Origin of the sequence: Solwaraspora sp. WMMB762 (assembly GCF_049179115.1) — a bacterium.
In the GTDB taxonomy this organism is placed as follows: domain Bacteria; phylum Actinomycetota; class Actinomycetes; order Mycobacteriales; family Micromonosporaceae; genus Micromonospora_E.
On sequence record NZ_JBMHMD010000001.1, the window covers coordinates 6,789,522 to 6,811,243 of the forward strand.

Consider the following 21,722-nt stretch of genomic DNA (forward strand, 5'->3'; position numbering starts at 1 on the left):
TCACGTCGTTGCTAACCTGCTGGCCCTGCGGCTCGGCGGAGCGTGGACGCATGGGCGGCCTGTACTGCGTCAGCCGATGACGAACCGGCTGGGCTCGTTCAGCACCGTATGCGCTGAGGGCAGGTCGGCCAGCCGGGTCGCCAGAGTGGCGAAGGCGCCTCCACGAGCTGCCGGACCATACCGATCCGGGTGCCGACGTCGAGCCGCTCGCCGTGCTGGACCATGTAATGGTCCAGCACGATCGCGCGTCGGTCGTGGCGGAAGATCAGCGCCGGGCCGCCCTCGTGCGGCTCCATCGTGTCGACCTGCACGATCCCCGGGTGGCTGATGCCATGTAGGGCGATCATCTCCCGGCGGGCCGCCCGTTCGATGCTTGCCCGTTCAGACCTGGCCGAGTTGCGTTCCAGCAGGTAAATTCGCACTCGGCGGTGCTCATGGGGCAGCTGGGCGTGCTCGGCGAGATGGTCCTGCCAGGTCGGGCCAACGTCGAACGGCTTGGAGTCGAGCTTCCAGGAGCCGACCTGCTCGGAGCGGCGGCTGCGCCCGATGCCCACGTCGTTGAGGAGCTGGGGCAGCGCCTTCGACAGCTCAGGCGACACCTGACGGCGCTCGTCACGCGGCGGCGCGTCGAGCAGCCCCGACCAGATGCCCGGCAGCGGTCCGGCTGCCTGACCCGGTGTCGGCTCCGGCCCGAACACCCAGTGGAGCTGATGGTCGTCGAGCTGCACCCTGAGACCCGGCAGTGACAGGAACACCGCGCCCTGCACGTACGGGATCCGGAGCCGCCCGGACTGTTTGGCCGCCTGCCGGTCGAGCAACGAACGCAGCCGCTTGGCCTTGAGGTCCGCTAGATGCAGCGGATTGTCGAAGGTACGGACCGACCCGGGCTCGCCGGCGATCCAGTTGGGGCCACTGTTGGCCAGCCGGCCGCTCAGGCTCTTGATCTCGATCAGGTAGAGGCCGCTGGGGGCAGCAACGAGCAGATCGACCTCGTAGACGTGCCCGGTGTCGGCGGTGAAGGTGAAGTTCGACCAGGCGCGGTAGGGCTCGGCGTCGGGAAGGTGCCGACGGACGTGCTCCAACGCAGCTCGCTCGAAGTGGTACTGCGATGGCGTCACCGTGGTCCACCGGCCGTCCCGCATCGGGCGCGCCTCCCGCCACCTCATGTCTCACCGTTCCCGCTTGCCTGGGACAGCGGCAGTCACCCCAGCGTAGTGAAGCCGAGCACGCGGCTGTCGCGTGGCAACACGCCGGAACCTCCCGCTGTCCCATCGCCAAACGACGGCGGCAGGAGGCTCAGCGAGGTTTCGTCTCCAGCGGCCACTCGGTGCTGACGGTCTCGCCCTTGCCCACCCGGTCAAAGTAGCGCTGGAGGTCGGTGGCCTGGTCGAAGTGCCATTGGACCTGGTGCTTGTGTAGGACATCGACTGGCATTTGGGCGATGCGCGGATGGCGGGCCGCGATCGACCTGGCAAGACCCAGCGCAGCCAGACCGTCGGCGAGGGCATCGTGCGCCTGGGCCAGCTCAACTTCGTAGTACCGGCATAGATCTGCCAGCCGTTTGGAGTCGTACCAGTTCGGCTCGACCTGCTTGTGGAGAATCAATGGGTCAATAACGGTGGAATTGTCCCAGTTCATCCTCGGAAGGCCAAGGCGGGCAAGCTCGGTATGCAGTGTCGTGATGTCGTAAGAGGCGTAGAAGGCAACCAGTGGGGTTGCGCTGGAGATCTGCTCCGCTACCAGGTGGGCGATCTCCGCAACGGCTACCTCCGGTGGCATTCCTTGTTCGCGGACCATCTCGTCGGTGATGCCATGCAGCTCCGTCGCATCGGCTGGAATCGGCACACCTGGATTGACCAGCCAGGTTCGTCGGGTCCCGTCGGGGAGCACGAGCGCGGCCGAGACGATGCGGGCCTCCATGGGGTCCGAGAGGGTCGCTTCCAGGTCGAACGCGGCCAGCGGTAGCCGATGCCAACCCTGGTGCGTGCCGACCGGTGGCGCCTTCCGTACAGGGACACACTGGTTGTGGAAGGTCTGCCAGCCGCTGCCGTGGTTGATGGCCTGCCCGGCTTGGGCGGCTACCGCCCCACGGCAGCTTCCGCACCTGCCCGCGAACTTGTTGATCATCGATCTCCTCTTGGTGCTATGGGCCTGTTGAGCGCGAGCATGGCCGAGTCGCCCGCCGGAGGCGGGTTTGCGACATCGAGACGCTCGCGTCGTGAAAGATCTTGAACCCAGCGCGTCGCCGGCAACACCGAGGAAGGACCTGGAACGTCTGTCCGTGTGGACCGTGCTCTGGTGTGGAACGAGCTAGATGGACGGTCAGGCGGACGGTGCCTACTCGGCTGGCGATCGTCAGCGCCTCGGCTGGTCGGCCGGTCAGCGATGTCGCTTCGCAGCCGATGGCAACGTTCCAGGTAGGTCGAGCCGCCGTGTCGGTCGAAATCTGTCCACTTCAGCCTCAATTACTCGACAGGGCACATGGCCCGCCGGCCATCGTGTGCTGGCAGGATGGTCTGCTGTGTGGACGGACGCAGGAAGCCAGGTGGACGATCGACCCGGCAACGACATCGTGGCCGCGCTAGGGCTGTGGCGGGAGACGCTGGTGAGTCTTACCGGCACCAATCGTCTGATCAACTTCAAGCAGTCGAAGACCGGCACGGTGCAGATCGTCAGCCCTACTGGCGCGGAGATTCTCGCCGGGCTCAAGAACGGGGCCGTCTGGGCCCTGTTGGGCAGCCAGGACGAGGAGGACCAGGCTGCCCATACCGCCGCAGGTCCGGCGCTGCCGGTGGATGCCACGGCGCTTGCCCGAGTGGCGAGACCGGACAACGAAGTCAGCCCAGTGCTTCGCAACCTGATGCGCAGAAGCAACCAGGAGTACGTCGACCGCGGTCTGTCGGTCCTCTACCTGGCGATCGGGATGCTGCGGTGGCAGGAACCGGACGGCACAGCGCAGAACAGTCCGCTGCTGCTCGTGCCGGTACGGCTCGTGGCGAGTGGTCCCCGGCAACGCCCTCTGCTGCACATCGGCGACGATGATCCGGTGCTCAACCCCGCACTGACGCTGCGGCTCCAGGAGTTCGGCATCACGTTGCCGACAGTCGACGATCTGGCCGATCTTGATCTCGGCATCCTGCTTGACCAGGTGCGTGTGGCCGTGGGCGAACGGTCAGGCTGGCAGGTCACCGCCAGCGCGGTGATCTCCTGTTTTCCTTCCATAAGGAAGCGATGTACCGCGATCTGCTCGACAACGAGGATCGGGTTCTGGCGCATCCGATCGTGCGCGCCATCGCCCAGCAGGATCCGACCGGGCAAACCCGTGACTACCATTTCGACGACATCCGGCCATCGGAGATCGACCAGCAGGCCCCACCGGAGACCACCCCGCTGGTCCTCGACGCTGACTCCTCCCAGCGCGCATGCATCGCTGCTGCTCTCGCCGGCCGAAGCTTTGTCATGGACGGTCCACCCGGCACCGGCAAATCCCAGACGATCGCCAACATGATCGGTGCGCTGCTGCACGCTGGAAAGACGGTGCTGTTCGTCTCCGAGAAGGCCGCTGCCCTGGAGGTGGTGCGGAACAGGCTGGCCGCCGCTGGGCTTGAGAATTACCTCCTTGAGTTGCACAGCCACAAGGCGAGCCGTAAGGAGGTCGCCGCAGCCCTGGCCCACGCGTTGGACAATGTGCCGGTGCCGCCGCCCGGCATGGACCCCGTCAGCCGTCGGACCCTCGTCGAACGACGCCAGCAGCTTAACGCGTACGCGGAGGCGATGAACGAAGTACGCGAGCCTCTAGGCTTCTCTCTGCATCACGTCCTCGGGCTGATCGCGGCGCTTGACCATATTCCGGCCGCTCCGCTACCTGCGCGCGCACCGGCCGAGCTCGACCCCGAGTCGCTCCAGACGATCCGAGCCGCCGCTGGTCGCATCGCCCGTGCCTGGCGTCCGGCTTCCCAGGGCCAGAGCTTCCTCTGGCGCGGCGTCACCGAGCGGGCGTCCTTGGAAGCACGGCTGTTTCAGGCTCGGTCGTCGGTCGAGCGGCTCGACGGCATGACCCGGGTCAACCGAGATTTGGCGGAGGCTTTCGAGATCGGCCGTCCCGACGAGACTCCCGTCCTCGTTGCACTGGCCGCCCAGCAGGCCAGTCGCCCGTCCGGCGTACCGGACGAATGGTTGCGCGTGCCTGACTTCGGCACTGTGACCTCGGCCGCAGCTGCACTCAACGCGGAGCTGGTGGCCTTCCACTCGGCGGCGCGCGCGGCATCGGACCAGGCAGGCGTCGATTGGACCGTCCTGCCGGACCCTGCGACCCTGCCCGACTCGCCCGCCGTCGCCAGCATCGGCCCTGCTGCCCTCGATCTGTCGGGCGCGGATACGGCAACCGCTCAGCAACTCGCCGACCGGTTCGCCGAGGACGCCAACCGGCTCACCAATCGACTGCAGGCGCTGGCTCGGCTGACCGAGCTGATGGGTCTACCCCCGGTACGTAACTTGGCAGATGCCGACACTGCGCTGCGGCTGGCCGACCTTGCCTACGTCAAACACCGTCCAGAACGAGGCTGGCTCGATCCGGGCGGGCTCGCACCCGTGAGTACGGCTGCCGCCCTGCTGGAGCGCTTGACGGTCGAGCTGACCGCAGCCGAGACAGCAGCCCGCGTCCACTACACCGAAGCAGCGATCGCGGCGCCGCTCACCGAACTGCAGGAGCGTTTCACCAACCTGTACAAGGGCCTGGGCAAGCTGCGCGGCCGTTACCGCCAGGACCGTCGGGCCGTCGAGGCCTTCTCCGCACCCGGGGTGACGGTCGAGGTTGCGGTCGCGAACCTGCCGTTGGCCATAAAGTGGCAGAGCGCCCACGCGGCATTGGCGTCTGCGGCAGCCGACCAGGCGGCTCGCCTCGGCGGCTACTGGCAGGAGCGGAAGACCGACTTCACGGCGCTCCGAGCGGCCATCGCCTACGCGGTGGAGATCGTTCGGCGCAGCCCTGCCGATGCGGTGGGTGGCGTCGCCGACTACATCTGCGCGGAGAACCCCGTCAGCGAGCTGCGTACGCTGATCAGCGGCATCCACGCCGACCTGAATCGGTGGCGGTCCGGCCTGGTGCCGGCACCGCAGCTCGGTCCCCGGACCGAGCTCATGCTGGAGCCGTTCGAGGCCGCGATCAGCTGGTTGCGTGACCACGTCGCGCCGCTGGCTGCGGTCGCCGTACGGGCAGGTGCGGTCAGTACGGCGACCGGCCGAAACCTCACACTTGCCCAGGCAGACGAACTGCTACGCCTACGGCAGTGCGTCATAGCCGCGAATGACGCCCTCACTGCTTCGGCGCCCGGCCATCGGGCGACGTTCGGCGACCTGCTTTACCAAGGCGTCGAGACCGACGCAACGGCGGTTGGTGATGCTCTCGCCTGGGCCGTAGCGACCCGACGTGTTCGCACCGGTGTCGATGCGGCCCTGACCGATGGGCAGGTCAAACGGCTCGCCGAAACCCGCGAGACCGGCAACCTCGCCGAGGCGTATGCCAGTTGGCGGACCAACCGTGACAGCGTCGTCGAAGCCTTCGAACCGTCCCGGCACCCGGAACTCATCGCCGAACTCGACGACTTCGACAGTGCGCGGGAACTGATCGAGGAACTTCGTCATGACAGTGCCGGGCAGGACGAGTGGTTCGCTTACCAGGAGGCGCGCGCCGAGCTGGCCGGTCACCAGCTCGACGAGGTCATCGACTTCTGTATCCAGCAAGGCATCCTGGGCGGCGAGGTGCCCAAGGTCATCGAGCGGGCACTGCTCCGTGGCTGGGCCGACGAGATCATCCGGACCGATCCCGCGCTGCATCCCCTGCCGGCAGGGGAGCGTGACGTGCTTGTCGAGCGATACCGCGAACTCGACCGGCAACTTGTGCCGACCGCCACCAGTGACATCATCCAGGCGGTCAACAGACGTCGACCTGAGCGCGCCGACATCGGTGAGCCGGCGCGGATCCGCCGGGAAGGGATGAAGAAGCGCAGGCACATCCCTGTACGTCAGCTGATCGGCGAAACACGCCGGACCGTCCTCGGGATCAAGCCCTGCTTCATGATGTCGCCGCTGGCGGTAAGCCAGTACCTCCCGGCAGACCTCAGCTTCGACGTAGTGATCTTCGACGAGGCGTCGCAGGTGACCCCTGGAGACGCGATCAACTGCATCTACCGGGGCCACGCGCTGATCACCGCAGGCGACGACCGCCAGTTGCCGCCCACGTCGTTCTTCGCCCGGCTCGGCGAGGACACCGACGATGACGACACCGACATCGCAGATTTCCAGTCGATCCTCGAACTGGCGAAGGCATCCGGGGCTTTCCGGAACCTCGGTCTGCGCTGGCACTACCGCAGCCGGCACGAGGCGTTGATCGCCTTCTCCAACCATGCCTTCTACGAGGGCAAGCTCATCACCTTCCCAGGCGCGCACAGTGATGACCCCGACCACGGTGTCGAGCTCCTGCCCGTCGCAGGCGTCTACGGTCGCAGTGGCACCCGGGACAACCCGATTGAGGCCGAGCAGGTCGTGGAACGGGTCCTGCACCACTATGCCACCCGGCCGGGGCTGAGCCTCGGCGTCGTCACATTCTCGGTGGCCCAGGCCGACGCGATCCAGTCAGCGCTGGACCGGGCGCTGGCCGAGCGACCTGACCTCGAACACCACTTCAGCACCGACCGGCTGCACGGCTTCTTCGTCAAGAGCCTGGAGGCAGTCCAAGGCGACGAACGCGACGTCATGATCTTCTCGATCGGCTACGGTCCTGACGCCAACGGCAAGGTGAGCACGAACTTCGGTGCACTCAACCGGGACAAGGGCTGGCGTCGGCTCAACGTGGCGATCACCCGCGCTCGCCAACGCGTGGAGATCGTTTCTTCCGTCCGGGCCGGTGACATTCCACACTCGGACAACGAGAGCGTCAGCTTCCTGCGCGGCTACCTCGACTTCGCCGAGCGTGGATCGGTCGCCTTGGCACTCGACCTCGGGCCGAGTGGGCGCGGCACCGACAGCCCGTTCGAGGACTCGGTGATCGACGTCATCCGCTCCTGGGGCTACCGGGTCGAGCCTCAGGTCGGCGCAGCCGGCTACCGCATCGACATCGGCTTGCGGCACCCGGCCCATTCCGGGGCCTTCGCTCTCGGCATCGAATGCGACGGTGCGATGTACCACTCGGCGCCAGCGGCCCGGGACCGGGACCGGCTCCGAGAGCAGGTGCTCCGTGGTCTCGGATGGAATCTGCACCGTATCTGGGGAACTGCCTGGTACCGCAACCGTCCTCACGAGGAGGAACGCCTCCGGACTGCGATCGTGGCAGCCGTCAACGCCCCGGTACGGGGTCGGCTGACCTACCAGGAGCCCGAAATCGAACGGCCGATTGTGCGGACGGCGGAGATCATCGCCGATGTAGTCCCGGACTGGACCGAGCCGTACCAGGTAGCTGAGGTGAGCCCTCTGCCGTACTGGGTCGACAAGTTCGACCCGTCTAGCCGCTACGAGATGCGTGGCGGTGTCGAGGAGATTGCTGCCGTCGAGGGCCCGGTACATGTCGAGCTGGTCCGCCAACGGCTGCGGGACGCATGGGACATCGGGCGGTTCGGAACCAAGATCAAGACAAACCTGGACGCTGCGATCCGCCTCGCCGACGTCACTCGGACCGGGGACTTCATCGACCTGCCGGACCGGACGGTTACAGCTGTCCGACTCCCCACCGACAAGGTGCGGCGCAAGGTGGAACAGGTCTCCGACGACGAGTTGCGCCTAGCTGTCACCCGGCTGCTCAGCAGCGGCGGTACGGTCGGCAGGGAGGAGCTCATGACCGTGGTCTCCAGGTTGTACGGGTGGGGCCGACTTGGTTCCGAGATCCGCGGACGGCTGAGCACGGTCATCGGGCAGCTTGTCGCCCTTGGCGCGGTCTCCGCCGATCCGATGGGCTTTTCCTTGCACCGTTCCTCGACGCCGTAGGTCTGAATCCACCCAGGTGGCGAAGCTGAGCGCGCACGATCAGGACTGGACAGGCGCAGCCGAGATCGACCTGCTGACCGAGATGTCCTGTGACACCGAGGCGCTGGCTGACGTGCGGGAGTTCTACGTCTATGTCAACCCGGGCTCTGTCCACATCGACAACATCCGGGTCGAGTAGGACGGCACGGTCACCGGTGTGCGTCGAGCCCCGGCCCCCGTCGGCGTGGGGCCGGGGCTCGTCACGTCGTTGCTAACCTGCTGGCCTAGCGGCTCAGCGGAGCGTGGGTGCCTCAGCGACGAACGACCGCCAGGCGGTCGGGCCGAAGGCGAGCGTCGGACCACCCTTGTCCTTGCTGTCGCGGACCAGCAGTTACCCAACAAAGCAATAGCCCTGGGCGGGAGGGCTGTTGCTGGCGGCGCCCGGGGCCTGAGGTGCTTCCGAAGACGTGATGCCGCAGGTGCATCTTGATGCATCTCTGGCATCAAGCTCGGCCGGTACCTCCGAACCGGTGGGGTGACGTTGTGTTCGCCGGGAGGTGCCTGCCGTAATCGGCGGGGTGCGGCGATCCCAGCTCACCAACCGGCAGCTGACGACACGACGGCTCTCGGGTGGCCGGCGGCCGACCCGCGTACCGCGATCGCTGACGCGGTAACGGGCCGGCCGGCCGGTTCACGGTGCCGAGGGGTCTCGGCGGTGTCCGTTAAGAGGCTGGTGTGTCAGCCTTGTAGGTGAGGAAGTAGCCCTCCGGCCAGCTGTGGAAGCTGTTGAGCTCGGTCGCCGGACCGCTGCAGTCGGAGGTCCGGTATCCGGGGACGGAACGGAAACCGCCGCTCCAGGCGAGCAGCCAGGTCGCGTCGGCCGGTACCTGGCGGCAGACGTCGTCCGGTGCGGCCTGCCTGCCGACTACCTCCGTCGGGTAGCTCGAGTAGAAGACGAGACCCTTGTCAGGGTTCTGGAACGGCTCGCCGGCGGCCGCGGGCGACGCCGGTAGCGTCGCGGTCAGCGTGGTGACCAGGGCGGCGGCGAGGCCTGCGGCGACTCGGTGGACGGATCTACGCATCGATGTCCTTTCGGGACGATTGGCGGAAGGGGTCGAGGGTTGCTTCGACCCGGGGGTCAAAGTGGTGCGGGTCGATGTAACGATCGAGGTGGAAAGTTGCCGAGTCAACAAAGCTGGCCCCGAATCTAGGTGACCCCCTCACCGGTGGACTGCGCCGATTGCCGGCGACCCGCGCGGTCCTGCCGGTGCACGTCGCCGCCACGCCGACTGAGAAAAAGTTGTTGGTCCTCGGCCGGCCGCCGCCTCTCACCTGTGTCCGGCGACGTCGCCGGGCATCCCGCGACCCAGGCGGGGCTGCGACCCGGGCCGGACCCGGGACCCGGGCGGGCGTCGACCCGCCCGGCACCGAGAGGCTGGAGGACCAGATGATCTACACGACCAAGTTCGGGGTGCTGGCGCGGCGGTCGACCTGGCGGTGGGGCACCGTCACGTTCGTCGCCGCCGCCGTCCTGGGCGTGCTGCTCGCGGCGGTGTTGGCGGCCTGCGGCCCGTCCGGGTCGGGGCGGATCGACGCAGCGTCGGACGGTGGCCAGGTGTCCGGGGCTGCCGGGCTCGGTGGCGCGCCGACCGGCGTCAACGGTAGCGGGTCGGCCGGCAACGGCGAGCCGCAGACCGACAACGCCGACGCCGGCGACGGCGGCGATCCGGGTGACGGCGGCGGCACCGACGGCGACGCCGACCACCCCGACGGTGGGGGTTCCGACGACGGCGGTGACGGCGGGGAGCCGGAACCGCCGGTGCAGCCGGCCGCCGAGGACTGCGTGACGTACGACCCGGCAAACCTGACCATCGAGCAGAGCGGCGACGCGTGGCGGATGCGCGACGGCGGCCACGCCATCAAGCTCTTCGCTACCAAGACCGACGCCGAGGACGGCGTCAAAGTGGCCCGCAACTGGACCCGGCTCTGCTTCATCGGCCGGGACAACGACCGCGCCGACCGGCACCGCTACATCATCACCTACTTCCAGGGCCCGTCCGGGCTGCCATTCGGCCCTGCACCGAACTTCGACTGCATCACGTACGACCCGGCGGAGCTGGCGGTGCACGGACCCGACGGTGACGGCTGGGGGCTGCGGGCCGCAGCCACCCCGCTGCTCTTCCTGGCCAGTGCGGCCGACGCCGAACGGGCCCGGCTGGTCGCGGCCGGCAACACCCGGCTCTGCCTTATCGGCCACGGCAACGGGCAGCCCGACCCGTCGCGCTACCAACTGGAGTATTGGCGACAGTGACGGTCCGGCCTCGACCGCGCCGCCTAACATTGCCCGGGTGGACGATCGCACCATCGTGGCCGCGCTGGTCGCCGGTGACCCGCGCGGCCTCGACCGTGCCTACCGCGTGTACGCCGACCGGCTGTACACGTACTGCCGGTTCCTGCTGCGCGACGCCGACGGCGCGGCCGACGCCGTCCACGACACGTTCGTCCTGGCCGGTCAGCGGGCGGCGCAGCTGCGCGACCCGGAGCGGCTGCGCCCGTGGCTGTACGCCATCGCCCGTAACGAGTGCCTGCGGGTGATCCGTGGCCAGCGGCGGCAGCTGCCGCTGGACGACGTGGGTGAGCTGCCCGCCACGCCGGTCGACCCGGTCACCGGGCTCGGTGCCGAACAGTTGCGGGAGCTGGTCCGGTCAGCGGCCGCCGGGCTGAACCCCGGTGACCGGCAGGTGATCGAGCTCGCCATCCGGCACGATCTGTCCGCCGCCGACGTCGGTGCCGTACTGGGGGTCTCCGACAGCCACGCGCACGCCCGGCTGTCCCGGGCCCGGACCCAACTCGAACGGGCCATCGGCGCGTTACTGGTGGCCCGCACCGGTGCCGACGACTGCCCGACCCTCGGTGAGCTGCTGCGCGGCTGGGACGGCACGCTCACCGTGTTGCTACGCAAGCGGGTCAGCCGGCACATCGAGTCCTGCCCGACCTGCGCCGAGCGTCGCCGCCGGCAGGTCAGCCCGGCCGCGTTGTTCTCCGCGTACGCGACCCTGCCGATGCTCGCCGTCCCGGCGGAACTCTGGCCCCGACTGGAGTTGACCAGTGCCGACGCCGGCCAGGCGGCGGCCCGGGCGCGGATCGAGCAGCGGGCCGGCCGGTTCGACCCGGCCACCGGCTTTCCCCGCCGGGGCGAGCCGCGTCGAGGTCGGCTGCTGGCCGGCCTGGCGGCGGCCGCGGTGCTGGCCCTGCTGATCGGCGGTGCCGTGGTGGTGGTGCCCCGGCTGGGTGCGGTCGACGACACCGCCCGGTCGGCGCCGGCCGGGTCGCCGGGTCTGGCCGCGCCACCGACCACGCCGTCGGCGAGCAGCGCGCCGACGGCTACCCCGAGCGAACCGGCACCGCCGACGCCAACGGCGACCGCGTCGGCCGGCGGCCCCGAGCCGACCGGCCCCGCCGGGCCGCTGCCGTTGACGGTCCAGGCCGAGGCACAGGTCTCCTGCACCGGCTCCAGCCGCTACCAGTTGACCGTGGTCGCCACCGTCACCGGCGGCACCGTCGAGTCGGCGGTGCTCACCTGGACCAGCGGCGCGGCCGGCGCGACGCAGCCGCCGCCGACGGATCCGACCGCAGAACCGGGAACCGACCCGGAGTCGACCTCCGGCCCGGGTGCCGGTGGTCCGGGCGGCATCGCCGCGCCGGGCGGGGTGCCGGCCCGTAGCGGCGAGGTGGCGATGACCGTCTCCGGGGACACCGCTACCGGGCAGGTCGGTCAGCTGGCCGTCCCCTCGGTCAGCTGGCAGGTCGCCGTCGTGGCAGCTGACGGGCGGCAGGCCGGTGCCGGGCCGTACCCGGCTGCCAACCCGTGCCCGGTGCCGATCTGACCAGGGAAGACCGGCGTCGATGTGCCCGCCGGGCAAGGGGTCGATGTGCCCGCCGGGCAAGGGGCTGTGACTGACGTCCTGCCCGGTCGACGTCACCTTGGCCGAGACGGCAGGATGTCCGGCATGCAACGTGACACCGACGGCGGCGACCGCTTCGACGACCGGGCCCGGATCTACCACCGGGCCGGCACCCAGGCGGACGTCCCGGCGGTCCTCGCGCTGCTCGACGACGCGGTCCGCTGGCTGGCCGAACACGGCCGTACCGGGCAGTGGGGGACCCAGCCGCTGTCGACCGACCCGCGCCGGGTCGCGATGGTCACCGGGTGGGCGAAGGAGAGCGGCCTGGTCCTGGCCTGCGTGCCGGTCGGCGACGGTGGCGAGCGGGTCGTCGGGGCGCTCGCCGTCGGCACCGCCCGGTCCTACGTGCCGCCGGTCAACGAACCCGAGCTGTACGTGAACCTGCTGGTCACCGAACGGTCGTGGGCCGGCAGCGGAGTGGGGCGGGCGTTGCTGGACCGGGCCCGGGAGATCGCCGCCGAGCGCGGTGCGACCCTGCTGCGGGTCGACTGCTACGCCGGTGGTGACCGGGCGCTGGTGCGCTACTACGAGCGCGCCGGGTTCACCGCTGCCGAGCCGTTCACCGTCGACCGGCCGGACGGCCCGTGGCCAGGCCAGATCCTCAGCCAGCGGATCCGCTGACCCCGACCTCAGCCGGTGGGGTCGCCGGACCGGGCGGTGCGGTGACGTGGGCCAGGGTCGATCCATGGCATGGTTTACCGATGGAAACGGCAGATCCCGTACCGGCGTCTGATGCTTCCCGGCCGTGGCTGGCTCGCCCGGTGGCCGTGCTCGGTGGCGTGGTCGCCGGGCAACTGCTGCTGGCCCGCAGTGACCAGGCTGCGGTGATCCTGACCAGTGTGCTGGCGTACCCGACGGGTTTCGAGTTCGACATCAGCGCGGTCCTGCGGGTCCCGGAACCGCCCGCCGTCGACCCGACCACCGCCACCGACCCGGCACGGCCGCCGGCCGGTGCGTCCGGGCCGCCCCGGCCGCGTATCCCAATCGACGGGGTCGGCGGCTTGCAGGTGATGGTCCGGTTCGCCGACGGTACGGTGCTGAGCAGCCTGCACCGGGGCGCGTCGCCGGCCGACCGCCAACCCGCCGGCCCGCTGCTGTCGCCCGTCGTAGCCAGCACCGACCAGCAGCGGCACGACGCCCGTTTCTGGGTGTGGCCGCTGCCGCCGGACGGTCCGGTGACAGTGGAGTGTGCCTGGCCGGCGCGGGACATCCCGCACAGCCGGGTGGAGGTCTCCGGTGAGTTGATCCGGCAGGCGGCGGCCGGTGCCGTCGAGCTGTGGCCGGCGCCGACGCTGACCGATCGAGCGGCGCCGGCCGACTGAGCGGCGCCGGCCGCCTGACCAGGGCCGGCCGCTGGCAGCGGCGGTGGCCGGGTCAGTCCGGCAGCAGTGGGGCGGCGGGGCCGAGGTCGCGGCCGAGCAGCACCGCCCGGTTGACCGCGCTGGACCCGAACCGGTCCCGGACCGCGTCGAGCGCGGCGTCCAGGCTCTCCTGCCGACCGGCCGGGCCGTCGACCGGCCGCGCGCCCGACTGGTCGGCCGGCCGACCGACGGAATGCCGCGCCGCCGCCTCCGGCGGCGCGTCGGCCGGTTCGAGGGGCAACGCCAACTGGGTCGCCTGCCCGTCGCCGAGGTTGCCGACCGAGACGCCGAGCAGGGTCAGGCCGCGTTCGCGGATCATCGGGCCGGCGGCGGCCAGCAGGTCGCGGGCGGTGTCCAGGACGGTCGATGTCTGGTTGGTGGCCCGGGGTAGGGTGTGTGCGCGGGTGGCCCGGGTGAAGTCGCCGAACCTCAGCCGCAGGGTGACCGTCCGTCCGGTGCGCCCGGCGGCCCGCATCCGGCGGCCGACCCGGTCGACCAGCCCGGCGAGGATGGCGTCCACGTCGGCCGGGTCCCGGCTGGCCCGGCCGAGCGCCTGCTGGGAGCCGATCGAGCCGCGCCGGCCGCCGGTCTGGACCCGGCGCGGGTCCTGGTTGTGGGCGAGGGCGTGCAGGTGCCGGCCGGCGGCGGCACCGACGATGCTGACCAGCGCCGCCTCCCCGAGGCCGGCCACCCGGCCGACCGTGGTGATGCCGCGTTCGCGTAGCTTGCCGGCGGTGACCGGGCCGACGCCCCAGAGCCGTTCCACCGGCAGCGGGTGCAGGAACGCCAACTCCTTGTCGGGCGGCACCACCAGCAGCCCGTCCGGTTTGGCGACGCCGCTGGCCACCTTGGCCAGGAACTTGGTCCGGGCCACCCCGACGGTGATCGGCAGCCCGACCTGGTCGCGGACCGCGACCCGCAGCCGGGCGGCGATGTCGGCCGGTGCCCCGACGAGCCGGCGCAGCCCGCCGACGTCGAGGAACGCCTCGTCGATGGAGAGCGGCTCGACCAGCGGCGTGGTCTGCCGGAACACCTCGAACACGGCCCGGCTGGCCGCCGTGTAGGCCGCCATCCGGGGCGGCACCACCACCGCCTCCGGGCAGATCAGCCGGGCCCGCCGGGCGGGCATCGCGGTACGTACGCCGCGCGCCTTGGCCTGGTAGCTGGCGGCCAGCACCACGCCGGCGCCGACGATCACCGGCCGGTCGCGCAGCCGGGGGTCGTCGCGTTGCTCGACCGAGGCGTAGAACGCGTCCAGGTCGGCGTGCAGGATGCTGGCCTCACCCGCCACCGCGCCATCATCGCACAGATGTTCGACGAAAGGGTGTGAGCTGCGCAGACGTCGCCGAAGCGGTGGCGGATCACTGCGGGTGGCGGCGGGTCACTCCGGGACGAGGCGGTACGCGCCGTCGCTGGCCGAGGTGGCCATCGAGGCGTACGCCCGCAGCGCCGCCGACACCGGCCGCTGCCGGTCGACCGGGGTGTACGGGCGGTCCCGCTTCTCCTGGGCGATTCGGCGGGCCTGCAGTACCTCGTCGGGCACGTTCAGCTCCAGCCGCCGGGCCGGGATGTCGATGACGATCTCGTCGCCCGGCTCGACCAGGGCGATCAGCCCACCGGAGGCGGCCTCGGGGGAGGCGTGCCCGATGGACAGCCCGGAGGTGCCGCCGGAGAACCGGCCGTCGGTGATCAGCGCGCAGGCCCGGCCGAGGCCGCGCCCCTTCAGGAACGAGGTCGGGTAGAGCATCTCCTGCATGCCCGGCCCGCCCTTGGGGCCTTCGTAGCGGACCACGACCACGTCACCGGCGACCACCTCGCCGGCCAGGATCGCCGAGACGGTGTCCTCCTGCGACTCGTACACCTTGGCCGGGCCGCGGAAGGTCAGGCAGTCGTCGGGCACCCCGGCGGTCTTGACCACCGCGCCCTGCGGGGCCAGGTTGCCGTGCAGGATCGCCAGGCCGCCGTCGGCGGAGTACGCGTGGGCGACGTCGCGGATGCAGCCCTGCGCCGCGTCTGTGTCCAGACTGGACCAGCGGTTGGTGGTGGAGAACGGCTCGGTGGTGCGCACCCCGCCGGGGGCGGCGTGGAACAGCTCGACCGCCTGGTCGGTGGCGCTGCCGCCCCGGATGTCCCAGTCGGCCAGCCACTGGGTCAGCGACGGCGAGTGCACGGCGTGCACGTCGCGGCGCAGCGCGCCGGCTCGGTCCAGTTCGCCGAGGATCGCCGGGATGCCGCCGGCCCGGTGCACGTCCTCCATGTGGTATTTCGGAGTGTTCGGGGCGACCTTGGCCAGGCAGGGCACCCGGCGGGAGATGTCGTCGATGTCGGCGACGCCGAAGTCCAGCTCGGCCTCGCGGGCGGCGGCCAGCAGGTGCAGCACCGTGTTGGTGGAGCCGCCCATCGCCACGTCCAGGGCGACCGCGTTCTCGAACGCGGCCCGGCTGGCGACGGCGCGGGGCAGCACCGAGGCGTCGTCGCCGTCGTACCACCGCTTGGCGATTTCCACGACGGTCCGGCCGGCTTCGACGAACAGCGATTTGCGGGCGGCGTGGGTGGCCAGCACCGAGCCGTTGCCCGGCAGCGCCAGCCCGACCGCCTCGGTGAGGCAGTTCATCGAGTTGGCGGTGAACATGCCGGAGCAGGAGCCGCAGGTCGGGCAGGCGGACCGCTCGATGGTGTCGAGCTGGTCGTCGGTGACGGCGTCGTTCGAGGCGGCGATCATCGCGTCGATCAAATCGAGCTTGGCGTGCACGACGCCCTCGACGGCGACGGTCTTGCCGGCCTCCATCGGGCCACCGGAGACGAACACGGTCGGGATGTTCAGCCGCAGCGCGGCGAGCAGCATCCCCGGGGTGATCTTGTCGCAGTTCGAGATGCAGACCAGCGCGTCGGCGCAGTGCGCGTTGACCATGTACTCGACGGCGTCGGCGATCAGCTCCCGACTGGGCAGCGAGTAGAGCATGCCGCCGTGGCCCATGGCGATGCCGTCGTCGACGGCGATGGTGTTGAACTCGCGGCCCACCCCGCCGGCGTCGGCGACCGCGTCGGCGACCAGCCCGCCGAGGTCCTTGAGATGTACGTGGCCGGGCACGAACTGGGTGAAGCTGTTGGCGATGGCGACGATCGGCTTGCCGAAGTCGTCGTCGGTCATCCCGGTGGCCCGCCACAGGGCCCGGGCGCCGGCCATCGTCCGACCGTGGGTGGAGGTCCTCGACCGCAGCTCAGGCATTCGACAAGTGTTACACCACGGTTGCCGGGCCGGCGGCCCCAGCCGTGTCGCGTTTCACGTGTCGGGATGTTTGCTGCCGGCAAACCCGCACCCCGGCACCACGGGCCGGCGCCGATCCGGCAGAGTTGTGCCGTGCACCTCCCCTCGGGCATGCAGGCGCTCGCGTTGGCGAGTGGGCTGGCGGCTGCGCTGGGCGCGGGATGGTTGTTCGTCGTGGCCCGCCGTCGGGACGGATCGTCGGACCGGGCCCACCGGCTGCTCGCGGTCGGCGCCGGGCTGACCACCGTCAGCGTGCTCACCGGGCTGGTCGGCGCCGTCACGATGACCGCCGAGTGGGACCGGCAACAGCCCCAGCGGAGCCTGCTCGCCACGGTCGTCGCGGTCGGCTGCGCGCTCGGCGGACTGCTGCTGATCTGGGGCCTGCTGCGGCTGCCGGGCACCGCCGGGCGGTCCGCGCCGACCGCGCGTCACCTGCTCGACTGCCTGGCGGTCGGTGCGGCGCTGTGGTTCACCGGCTGGGTGCTGGTCGCCCCACCGACCCGGCTGCTGGGCGCGGCGACCCCGACCGCCTGCCCGGCGATCCTGCTGGCCACCGCGACGGTCGCCGCGATCACCGGCGTGGCGGTGATGACCGCGCTGCACAGCGGCCGGCATCCGGCCGGCCCGCTGCTCGGCGGTGCGGGCACCGTGCTGATCGGGCTCAGCGGCATCGCTGCGGCGGCCGGCATCTGCCAGTACGGTGTGGGGCTCGTCCTGGCCGGTGCCGTCGGGTTGCCGGTCGGGCTGGTGCTGGTCTGGCTCGGTGGGGGACGGCCGGGGTGCGGCGGCAGTACGCCGGCCGGCCTGGTGCCGCGCGGGGCCGGGTACGTGTTCCTGCCGATGGTGGTGATGGCCGCCGCGGGGTTCTACCACGTGGCGAGCGGCGGCGAGTTCACCACCGTCGCGGTGGCGGTCGGCAGCCTGGAGGGCTTCATCCTGGTGGGCCGGCAGTATCTGGCCCTGCTCGACGTGCGTCGGTACGCCGCCCGGCTGGCGTCCAGCGAGGCCCATTTCCGCAACCTGGCCCACACCGACCCGTTGACCGGGCTGGCCAACCGGCGGGCGCTGCTGCACGAGCTGTACGACTGTGTCGCCGATCAACGTCCCGGCGGGCTGCTCACCCTGGACCTGGACGGTTTCAAGACGGTCAACGACATGCGGGGCCACGACGTCGGCGATGCGGTGCTGATCGAGGTGGGCCGGCGGCTGGTCGCCGAGCTGGCCGGGGCGGGGTTGGCCGCCCGGCTGGGCGGTGACGAGTTCGCCGTACTGCTGTCGTTGTCCGACCCGGAGCAGGCGCACCGCGTCGCGGTCCGGATCCTGCGCGCCCTCGACGAGCCGTACCCGCACGACAAGGGGCCGATCTACGTGTCGGCGAGCATCGGGATGGCCTGCTGTTCGACCGCGCAGGACGTGCCGACGCTGCTGCGCAACGCGGACCTGGCGCTGCGCTCGGCGAAGCAGCGGGGCAAGAACCGGGTGGAGCGCTACGACGTCTCCTACGACCAGGCCCAGCGTCGCCGGGTCCGGCTGGAGCACGAGATGCGCGGCGCGATCGACCGCGGCGAGCTGCGGCTGGCCTTCCAGCCGGTGGTGGCGGTGCCGTCGGTACGGCCGGTCGGTGCCGAGGCGTTGATCCGTTGGCACCATCCGGAGTTGGGCAAGGTGCCACCGGACGAGTTCATCCCGCTGGCCGAGGAGTGCGGGATGATCAGCCGGCTGGGTGCCTGGGTGCTCGACGAGGCGTGCCGGCAGCTGTCCCGCTGGCTGGCCGAGGGGCACGACGTCTGGGTGTCGGTCAACGTGTCGCCGCACGAGTTGCACGCCCCGGAGTACGTGCTGCAGGTCGACGAGGCGTTGCGACGGCACCGGGTGCCGTCGCAACGCCTGGTGCTGGAGGTCACCGAACATGCCGTCGCCCGGGATCTCGCGGAGCTGATCCGCCGGCTGAAGGCGCTGCGCGCCACCGGGGTACGGATCGCCCTGGACGATTTCGGCGCCGGCTACTCGTCGCTCGGCCAGCTGCGGAACCTGCCGATCGACATTCTCAAGATCGACCACAGTCTGGTGGCCGAGCAGGGTCCGGTCGCGCCGCCGCTGCCGGGTCGGCGGGCGTTCGCGCCGATGGTCGACGTGGTGATGCGGCTCGGGCACCAGCTGGGTCTGGAGGTCATCGCCGAGGGCGTGACCAACCAGGCGGAGCTTGCCGTCGTGGTGGAGGCGGGCTGCCGGTTCGGGCAGGGCGCGCTGTTCGGGTGGGGGGTGCCGGCCGAGCATCTGGAGGCGATGCTGTCGGCGGCGACGTCGCCCGGTAACCGGCATGGAGTCGGCGGTCGCCGCCGCTCCAGCGAAGATCAGCAGGCCAGCGCCGGTGCGGTGCCGCTACCCGCCCAGGATGTGAGATCAGTTGACTCATCGCGTGAGATGCGTCAGGCTTAGCCCCATGTCGCTGACTCTGTCGTCTCGAGTACTTACCTGAGCGCACTCTCCGATCGAGAGTGCGCTGGCCCCGTGCATCTGCACGAGGGCCGTTTTTATTGCCAAATCCCTGCCGGTTCCGGCCGATCGGTCCCATCTGCCGGATACGCCGCCGAGACCCATGTCACGAGACCACTGAGCTGAAGGCCTGAATCGTCATGACGAGACCCACGCCCGAGACCCTCGCCCACCGCGCGCACTCGGCAGCGGCGGCCGCGCCGACCCCGGCCACCCTCGCCAACGCCGTGACCCCGCCGCCGGCCCCGCCGGTGCCGGTCTCCGGCGCGGGTTGCCTGGTCCGGTCCCTGGAAGCACTCGGCGTCGACGTGGTGTTCGGCATCCCCGGCGGGGCGATCCTGCCGGCCTACGACCCGCTGTACGACTCGACGGTGCGGCACATCCTGGTCCGCCACGAGCAGGGTGCCGGGCACGCCGCGACCGGATACGCCCAGGCCACCGGTCGGGTCGGGGTGTGCATGGCGACCTCCGGTCCGGGCGCCACCAACCTGGTCACGCCGATCGCCGACGCGTACATGGACTCGGTGCCGATCGTGGCCATCACCGGCCAGGTGGCCCGCCCGTCGATCGGCACCGACGCCTTCCAGGAAGCCGACATCCAGGGCATCACCCTGCCGATCACCAAGCACAACTACCTGGTGCAGTCGGGCGAGGAGATCCCCCGGGTGCTGGCCGAGGCGTTCCACCTGGCGGCCACCGGCCGGCCCGGACCGGTGCTGGTCGACATCCCCAAGGACGTGCTGCAGGCCCAGACCACCTTCGCCTGGCCGCCCACGCTGGACCTGCCCGGCTACCGGCCCACCCTGCACCCGCACGGCAAGCAGATCCGCGAGGCGGCCCGGCTGATGGCCGGCGCCCGCCGCCCGGTGCTCTACGTCGGCGGCGGTGTGCTCAAGGCGCAGGCCACCGAAGGGCTGCGTCGGCTCGCCGAACTGACCGGCATCCCGGTGGTCACCACGCTGATGGCCCGGGGCGCGTTCCCCGACTCGCACCCGCAGCATCTGGGCATGCCCGGCATGCACGGCACCGTCGCGGCGGTGTACGCGCTGCAGAAGGCGGACCTGATCGTGGCTCTCGGCGCCCGGTTCGACGACCGGGTGACCGGCAAGCTGGATTCCTTCGCTCCCGGCGCTGCCGTGGTGCACGCCGACATCGACCCGGCCGAGATCGGCAAGAACCGCACCGCCGACGTGCCGATCGTCGGCGACGCCCGGCACGTCATCGACGAGCTGATCGAGGCGTACCCGGCGGCGGAGCGGGCCATCCCCCCAGCCGGCCGCCCGGCGGCGCGGTCCGCCGGCCCGGCCGGCGACCGCAGCGACTGGTGGGCGCAGCTGGACGACCTGCGGGCGCGCTACCCGCTGGGCTACGACGAGCCGGACGACGGCACGCTGTCCCCGCAGTACGTGATCGAGCGGCTCGGCAAGCTGGCCGGACCGGACGCCATCTACGTCGCCGGCGTCGGCCAGCACCAGATGTGGGCCTCCCAGTTCATCTCCTACGAGAAGCCGAACACCTGGCTCAACTCCGGCGGGCTGGGCACCATGGGGTACGCGGTCCCGGCGGCGATGGGCGCCAAGGTCGGCCGGCCGGAGACGGTGGTCTGGGCGGTCGACGGCGACGGCTGCTTCCAGATGACCAACCAGGAGCTGGCCACCTGTGCCCTGGAGGGCATCCCGGTCAAGGTGGCGCTGATCAACAACGGCAACCTGGGCATGGTCCGGCAGTGGCAGACGCTGTTCTACGGCGAGCGCTACTCCAACACCGACCTGGGCACCCACAAGCACCGCATCCCGGACTTCGTCAAGCTGGCCGAGGCGCTCGGCTGTGTCGGGCTGCGCTGCGAGAACGCCGCCGACGTGGACAAGACCATCGCCGCCGCGATGGAGATCAACGACGTCCCGGTCGTGATCGACTTCGTGGTCGGCAAGGACGCCATGGTCTGGCCGATGGTCGCCGCCGGCACCAGCAACGATGAGATCATGTTCGCCCGGGACGTCCGGCCCACCTTCGACGAGGACGACCTGTGACGAGGACGACCTGTCACGACCCGGCCCATCCGATGATGACGAGGAAGAGATGACCAAGCACACGCTCTCCGTGCTGGTGGAGAACAAGCCCGGGGTGCTGGCCCGGGTGTCCGGACTGTTCTCCCGGCGCGGGTTCAACATCGACTCACTGGCGGTCGGCGAGACCGAGAATCCCGAGGTCTCCCGGATCACCATCGTCGTCGACGCCGACTCGTCGCCGCTGGAGCAGGTGACCAAGCAGCTGAACAAGCTGGTCAACGTACTGAAGATCGTGGAACTCGACCCGGCGGTGTCGGTCGCCCGCCAGTTGCTGCTGGTCAAGGTCCGCGCGGACCGCGCGATGCGGTCGCAGGTGCTGGAGACGGTGAACCTGTTCCGCGCCCGGGTGGTGGACGTCGCACCGGACACCCTCACCGTCGAGGCCACCGGCACGTCCGACAAGCTGGACGCGTTGCTGCGCGATCTCGAACCGTTCGGCATCAAGGAGATGGTGCAGTCCGGTCTGGTCGCGATCGGGCGCGGCTCCCGGTCGATCACCACCGGGCCGGCGCTGCGCGCCGCCTGACCGCCGGCCGGCGGCATCGGCTGCCGGCCCTGATGACCTGCGGCAGGCAGCTGCCGCCCGAGGAGAAGCCGGCCACCGTGG

The 21,722-nt window shown here is 70.7% G+C and carries 16 protein-coding genes; 10 read left to right on the forward strand and 6 right to left on the reverse strand.

All coding sequences use genetic code 11. The features are described from left to right. Positions 1-98: 98 nt before the first annotated feature. Complete coding sequence (locus tag ACN27J_RS30625; RefSeq protein ID WP_421371594.1) at positions 99-1,142, reverse strand: NERD domain-containing protein; 1,044 nt, start codon at positions 1,140-1,142, stop codon at positions 99-101. 154 nt (positions 1,143-1,296) lie between these two features. After that, on the reverse strand, positions 1,297-2,127 hold the full coding sequence (locus ACN27J_RS30630; protein ID WP_421371596.1) for an exonuclease domain-containing protein: 831 nt from the start codon (positions 2,125-2,127) through the stop codon (positions 1,297-1,299). 418 nt (positions 2,128-2,545) lie between these two features. Here ACN27J_RS30630 and ACN27J_RS30635 point away from each other — a divergent pair, with 418 nt between their 5' ends. From ACN27J_RS30635 to ACN27J_RS30645, 3 genes are read left to right on the forward strand one after another with little or no spacing between them, the layout of a single operon-like run. Next, a complete protein-coding gene (locus ACN27J_RS30635; RefSeq protein WP_421371598.1) occupies positions 2,546-3,508 on the forward strand; it encodes a DUF4011 domain-containing protein in 963 nt (320 codons plus the stop codon). Beyond that, positions 3,460-7,977 (forward strand): DUF3320 domain-containing protein, encoded by a 4,518-nt coding sequence (locus ACN27J_RS30640; RefSeq protein WP_421371600.1) that lies wholly within the window; start codon positions 3,460-3,462, stop codon positions 7,975-7,977. The genes ACN27J_RS30635 and ACN27J_RS30640 overlap by 49 nt, the downstream gene beginning before the upstream one ends. Positions 7,978-7,993: 16 nt before the next feature. Continuing rightward, positions 7,994-8,155, forward strand: coding sequence for a hypothetical protein (locus tag ACN27J_RS30645; protein ID WP_421371602.1), 162 nt, complete (start codon positions 7,994-7,996; stop codon positions 8,153-8,155). 93 nt (positions 8,156-8,248) lie between these two features. Here ACN27J_RS30645 and ACN27J_RS30650 read toward each other — a convergent pair whose 3' ends face one another. Further along, entirely contained in the window at positions 8,249-8,347 is a 99-nt protein-coding gene (locus ACN27J_RS30650) for a DUF397 domain-containing protein (protein ID WP_421372618.1), read from the reverse strand. Between the two features lie 331 nt (positions 8,348-8,678). Beyond that, positions 8,679-9,038, reverse strand: coding sequence for a hypothetical protein (locus ACN27J_RS30655; RefSeq protein WP_421371604.1), 360 nt, complete (start codon positions 9,036-9,038; stop codon positions 8,679-8,681). Between the two features lie 365 nt (positions 9,039-9,403). Between ACN27J_RS30655 and ACN27J_RS30660 the strand changes: the two genes are divergently transcribed. The 4 genes from ACN27J_RS30660 to ACN27J_RS30675 all read left to right on the forward strand — a co-directional run bounded on the left by ACN27J_RS30660 (position 9,404) and on the right by ACN27J_RS30675 (position 13,243). Next, positions 9,404-10,267, forward strand: a complete 864-nt coding sequence (locus tag ACN27J_RS30660) for a hypothetical protein (protein ID WP_421371606.1) — start codon at positions 9,404-9,406, stop codon at positions 10,265-10,267. 37 nt (positions 10,268-10,304) lie between these two features. Then, positions 10,305-11,843: an RNA polymerase sigma factor gene (locus ACN27J_RS30665; protein WP_421371609.1), complete on the forward strand. Its 1,539-nt coding sequence runs from the start codon at positions 10,305-10,307 to the stop codon at positions 11,841-11,843. Between the two features lie 123 nt (positions 11,844-11,966). Continuing rightward, complete coding sequence (locus tag ACN27J_RS30670) at positions 11,967-12,542, forward strand: GNAT family N-acetyltransferase (protein ID WP_421371611.1); 576 nt, start codon at positions 11,967-11,969, stop codon at positions 12,540-12,542. Positions 12,543-12,622: 80 nt separating this feature from the next. Then, entirely contained in the window at positions 12,623-13,243 is a 621-nt protein-coding gene (locus tag ACN27J_RS30675; protein ID WP_421371613.1) for a hypothetical protein, read from the forward strand. Between the two features lie 52 nt (positions 13,244-13,295). Here the strand turns inward: ACN27J_RS30675 and dinB are convergent, their stop codons facing one another. Both dinB and ilvD read right to left on the reverse strand, forming a co-directional pair. Next, on the reverse strand, positions 13,296-14,573 hold the full coding sequence (gene dinB / locus ACN27J_RS30680; RefSeq protein ID WP_421371615.1) for a DNA polymerase IV: 1,278 nt from the start codon (positions 14,571-14,573) through the stop codon (positions 13,296-13,298). A gap of 90 nt (positions 14,574-14,663) precedes the next feature. Further along, the gene (gene ilvD / locus ACN27J_RS30685) at positions 14,664-16,511 is read right to left on the reverse strand and encodes a dihydroxy-acid dehydratase (RefSeq protein ID WP_421371617.1); all 1,848 of its coding nucleotides are present in this window, start codon (positions 16,509-16,511) and stop codon (positions 14,664-14,666) included. A gap of 150 nt (positions 16,512-16,661) precedes the next feature. Here ilvD and ACN27J_RS30690 point away from each other — a divergent pair, with 150 nt between their 5' ends. From ACN27J_RS30690 to ilvN, 3 genes are all read left to right on the forward strand, one after another. Next, the gene (locus tag ACN27J_RS30690) at positions 16,662-18,989 is read left to right on the forward strand and encodes a putative bifunctional diguanylate cyclase/phosphodiesterase (RefSeq protein ID WP_421372620.1); all 2,328 of its coding nucleotides are present in this window, start codon (positions 16,662-16,664) and stop codon (positions 18,987-18,989) included. Between the two features lie 197 nt (positions 18,990-19,186). Next, positions 19,187-21,076, forward strand: coding sequence for an acetolactate synthase large subunit (locus tag ACN27J_RS30695; RefSeq protein WP_421371619.1), 1,890 nt, complete (start codon positions 19,187-19,189; stop codon positions 21,074-21,076). A gap of 49 nt (positions 21,077-21,125) precedes the next feature. Continuing rightward, complete coding sequence (gene ilvN / locus ACN27J_RS30700) at positions 21,126-21,641, forward strand: acetolactate synthase small subunit (RefSeq protein ID WP_123600415.1); 516 nt, start codon at positions 21,126-21,128, stop codon at positions 21,639-21,641. Positions 21,642-21,722 lie beyond the last annotated feature (81 nt).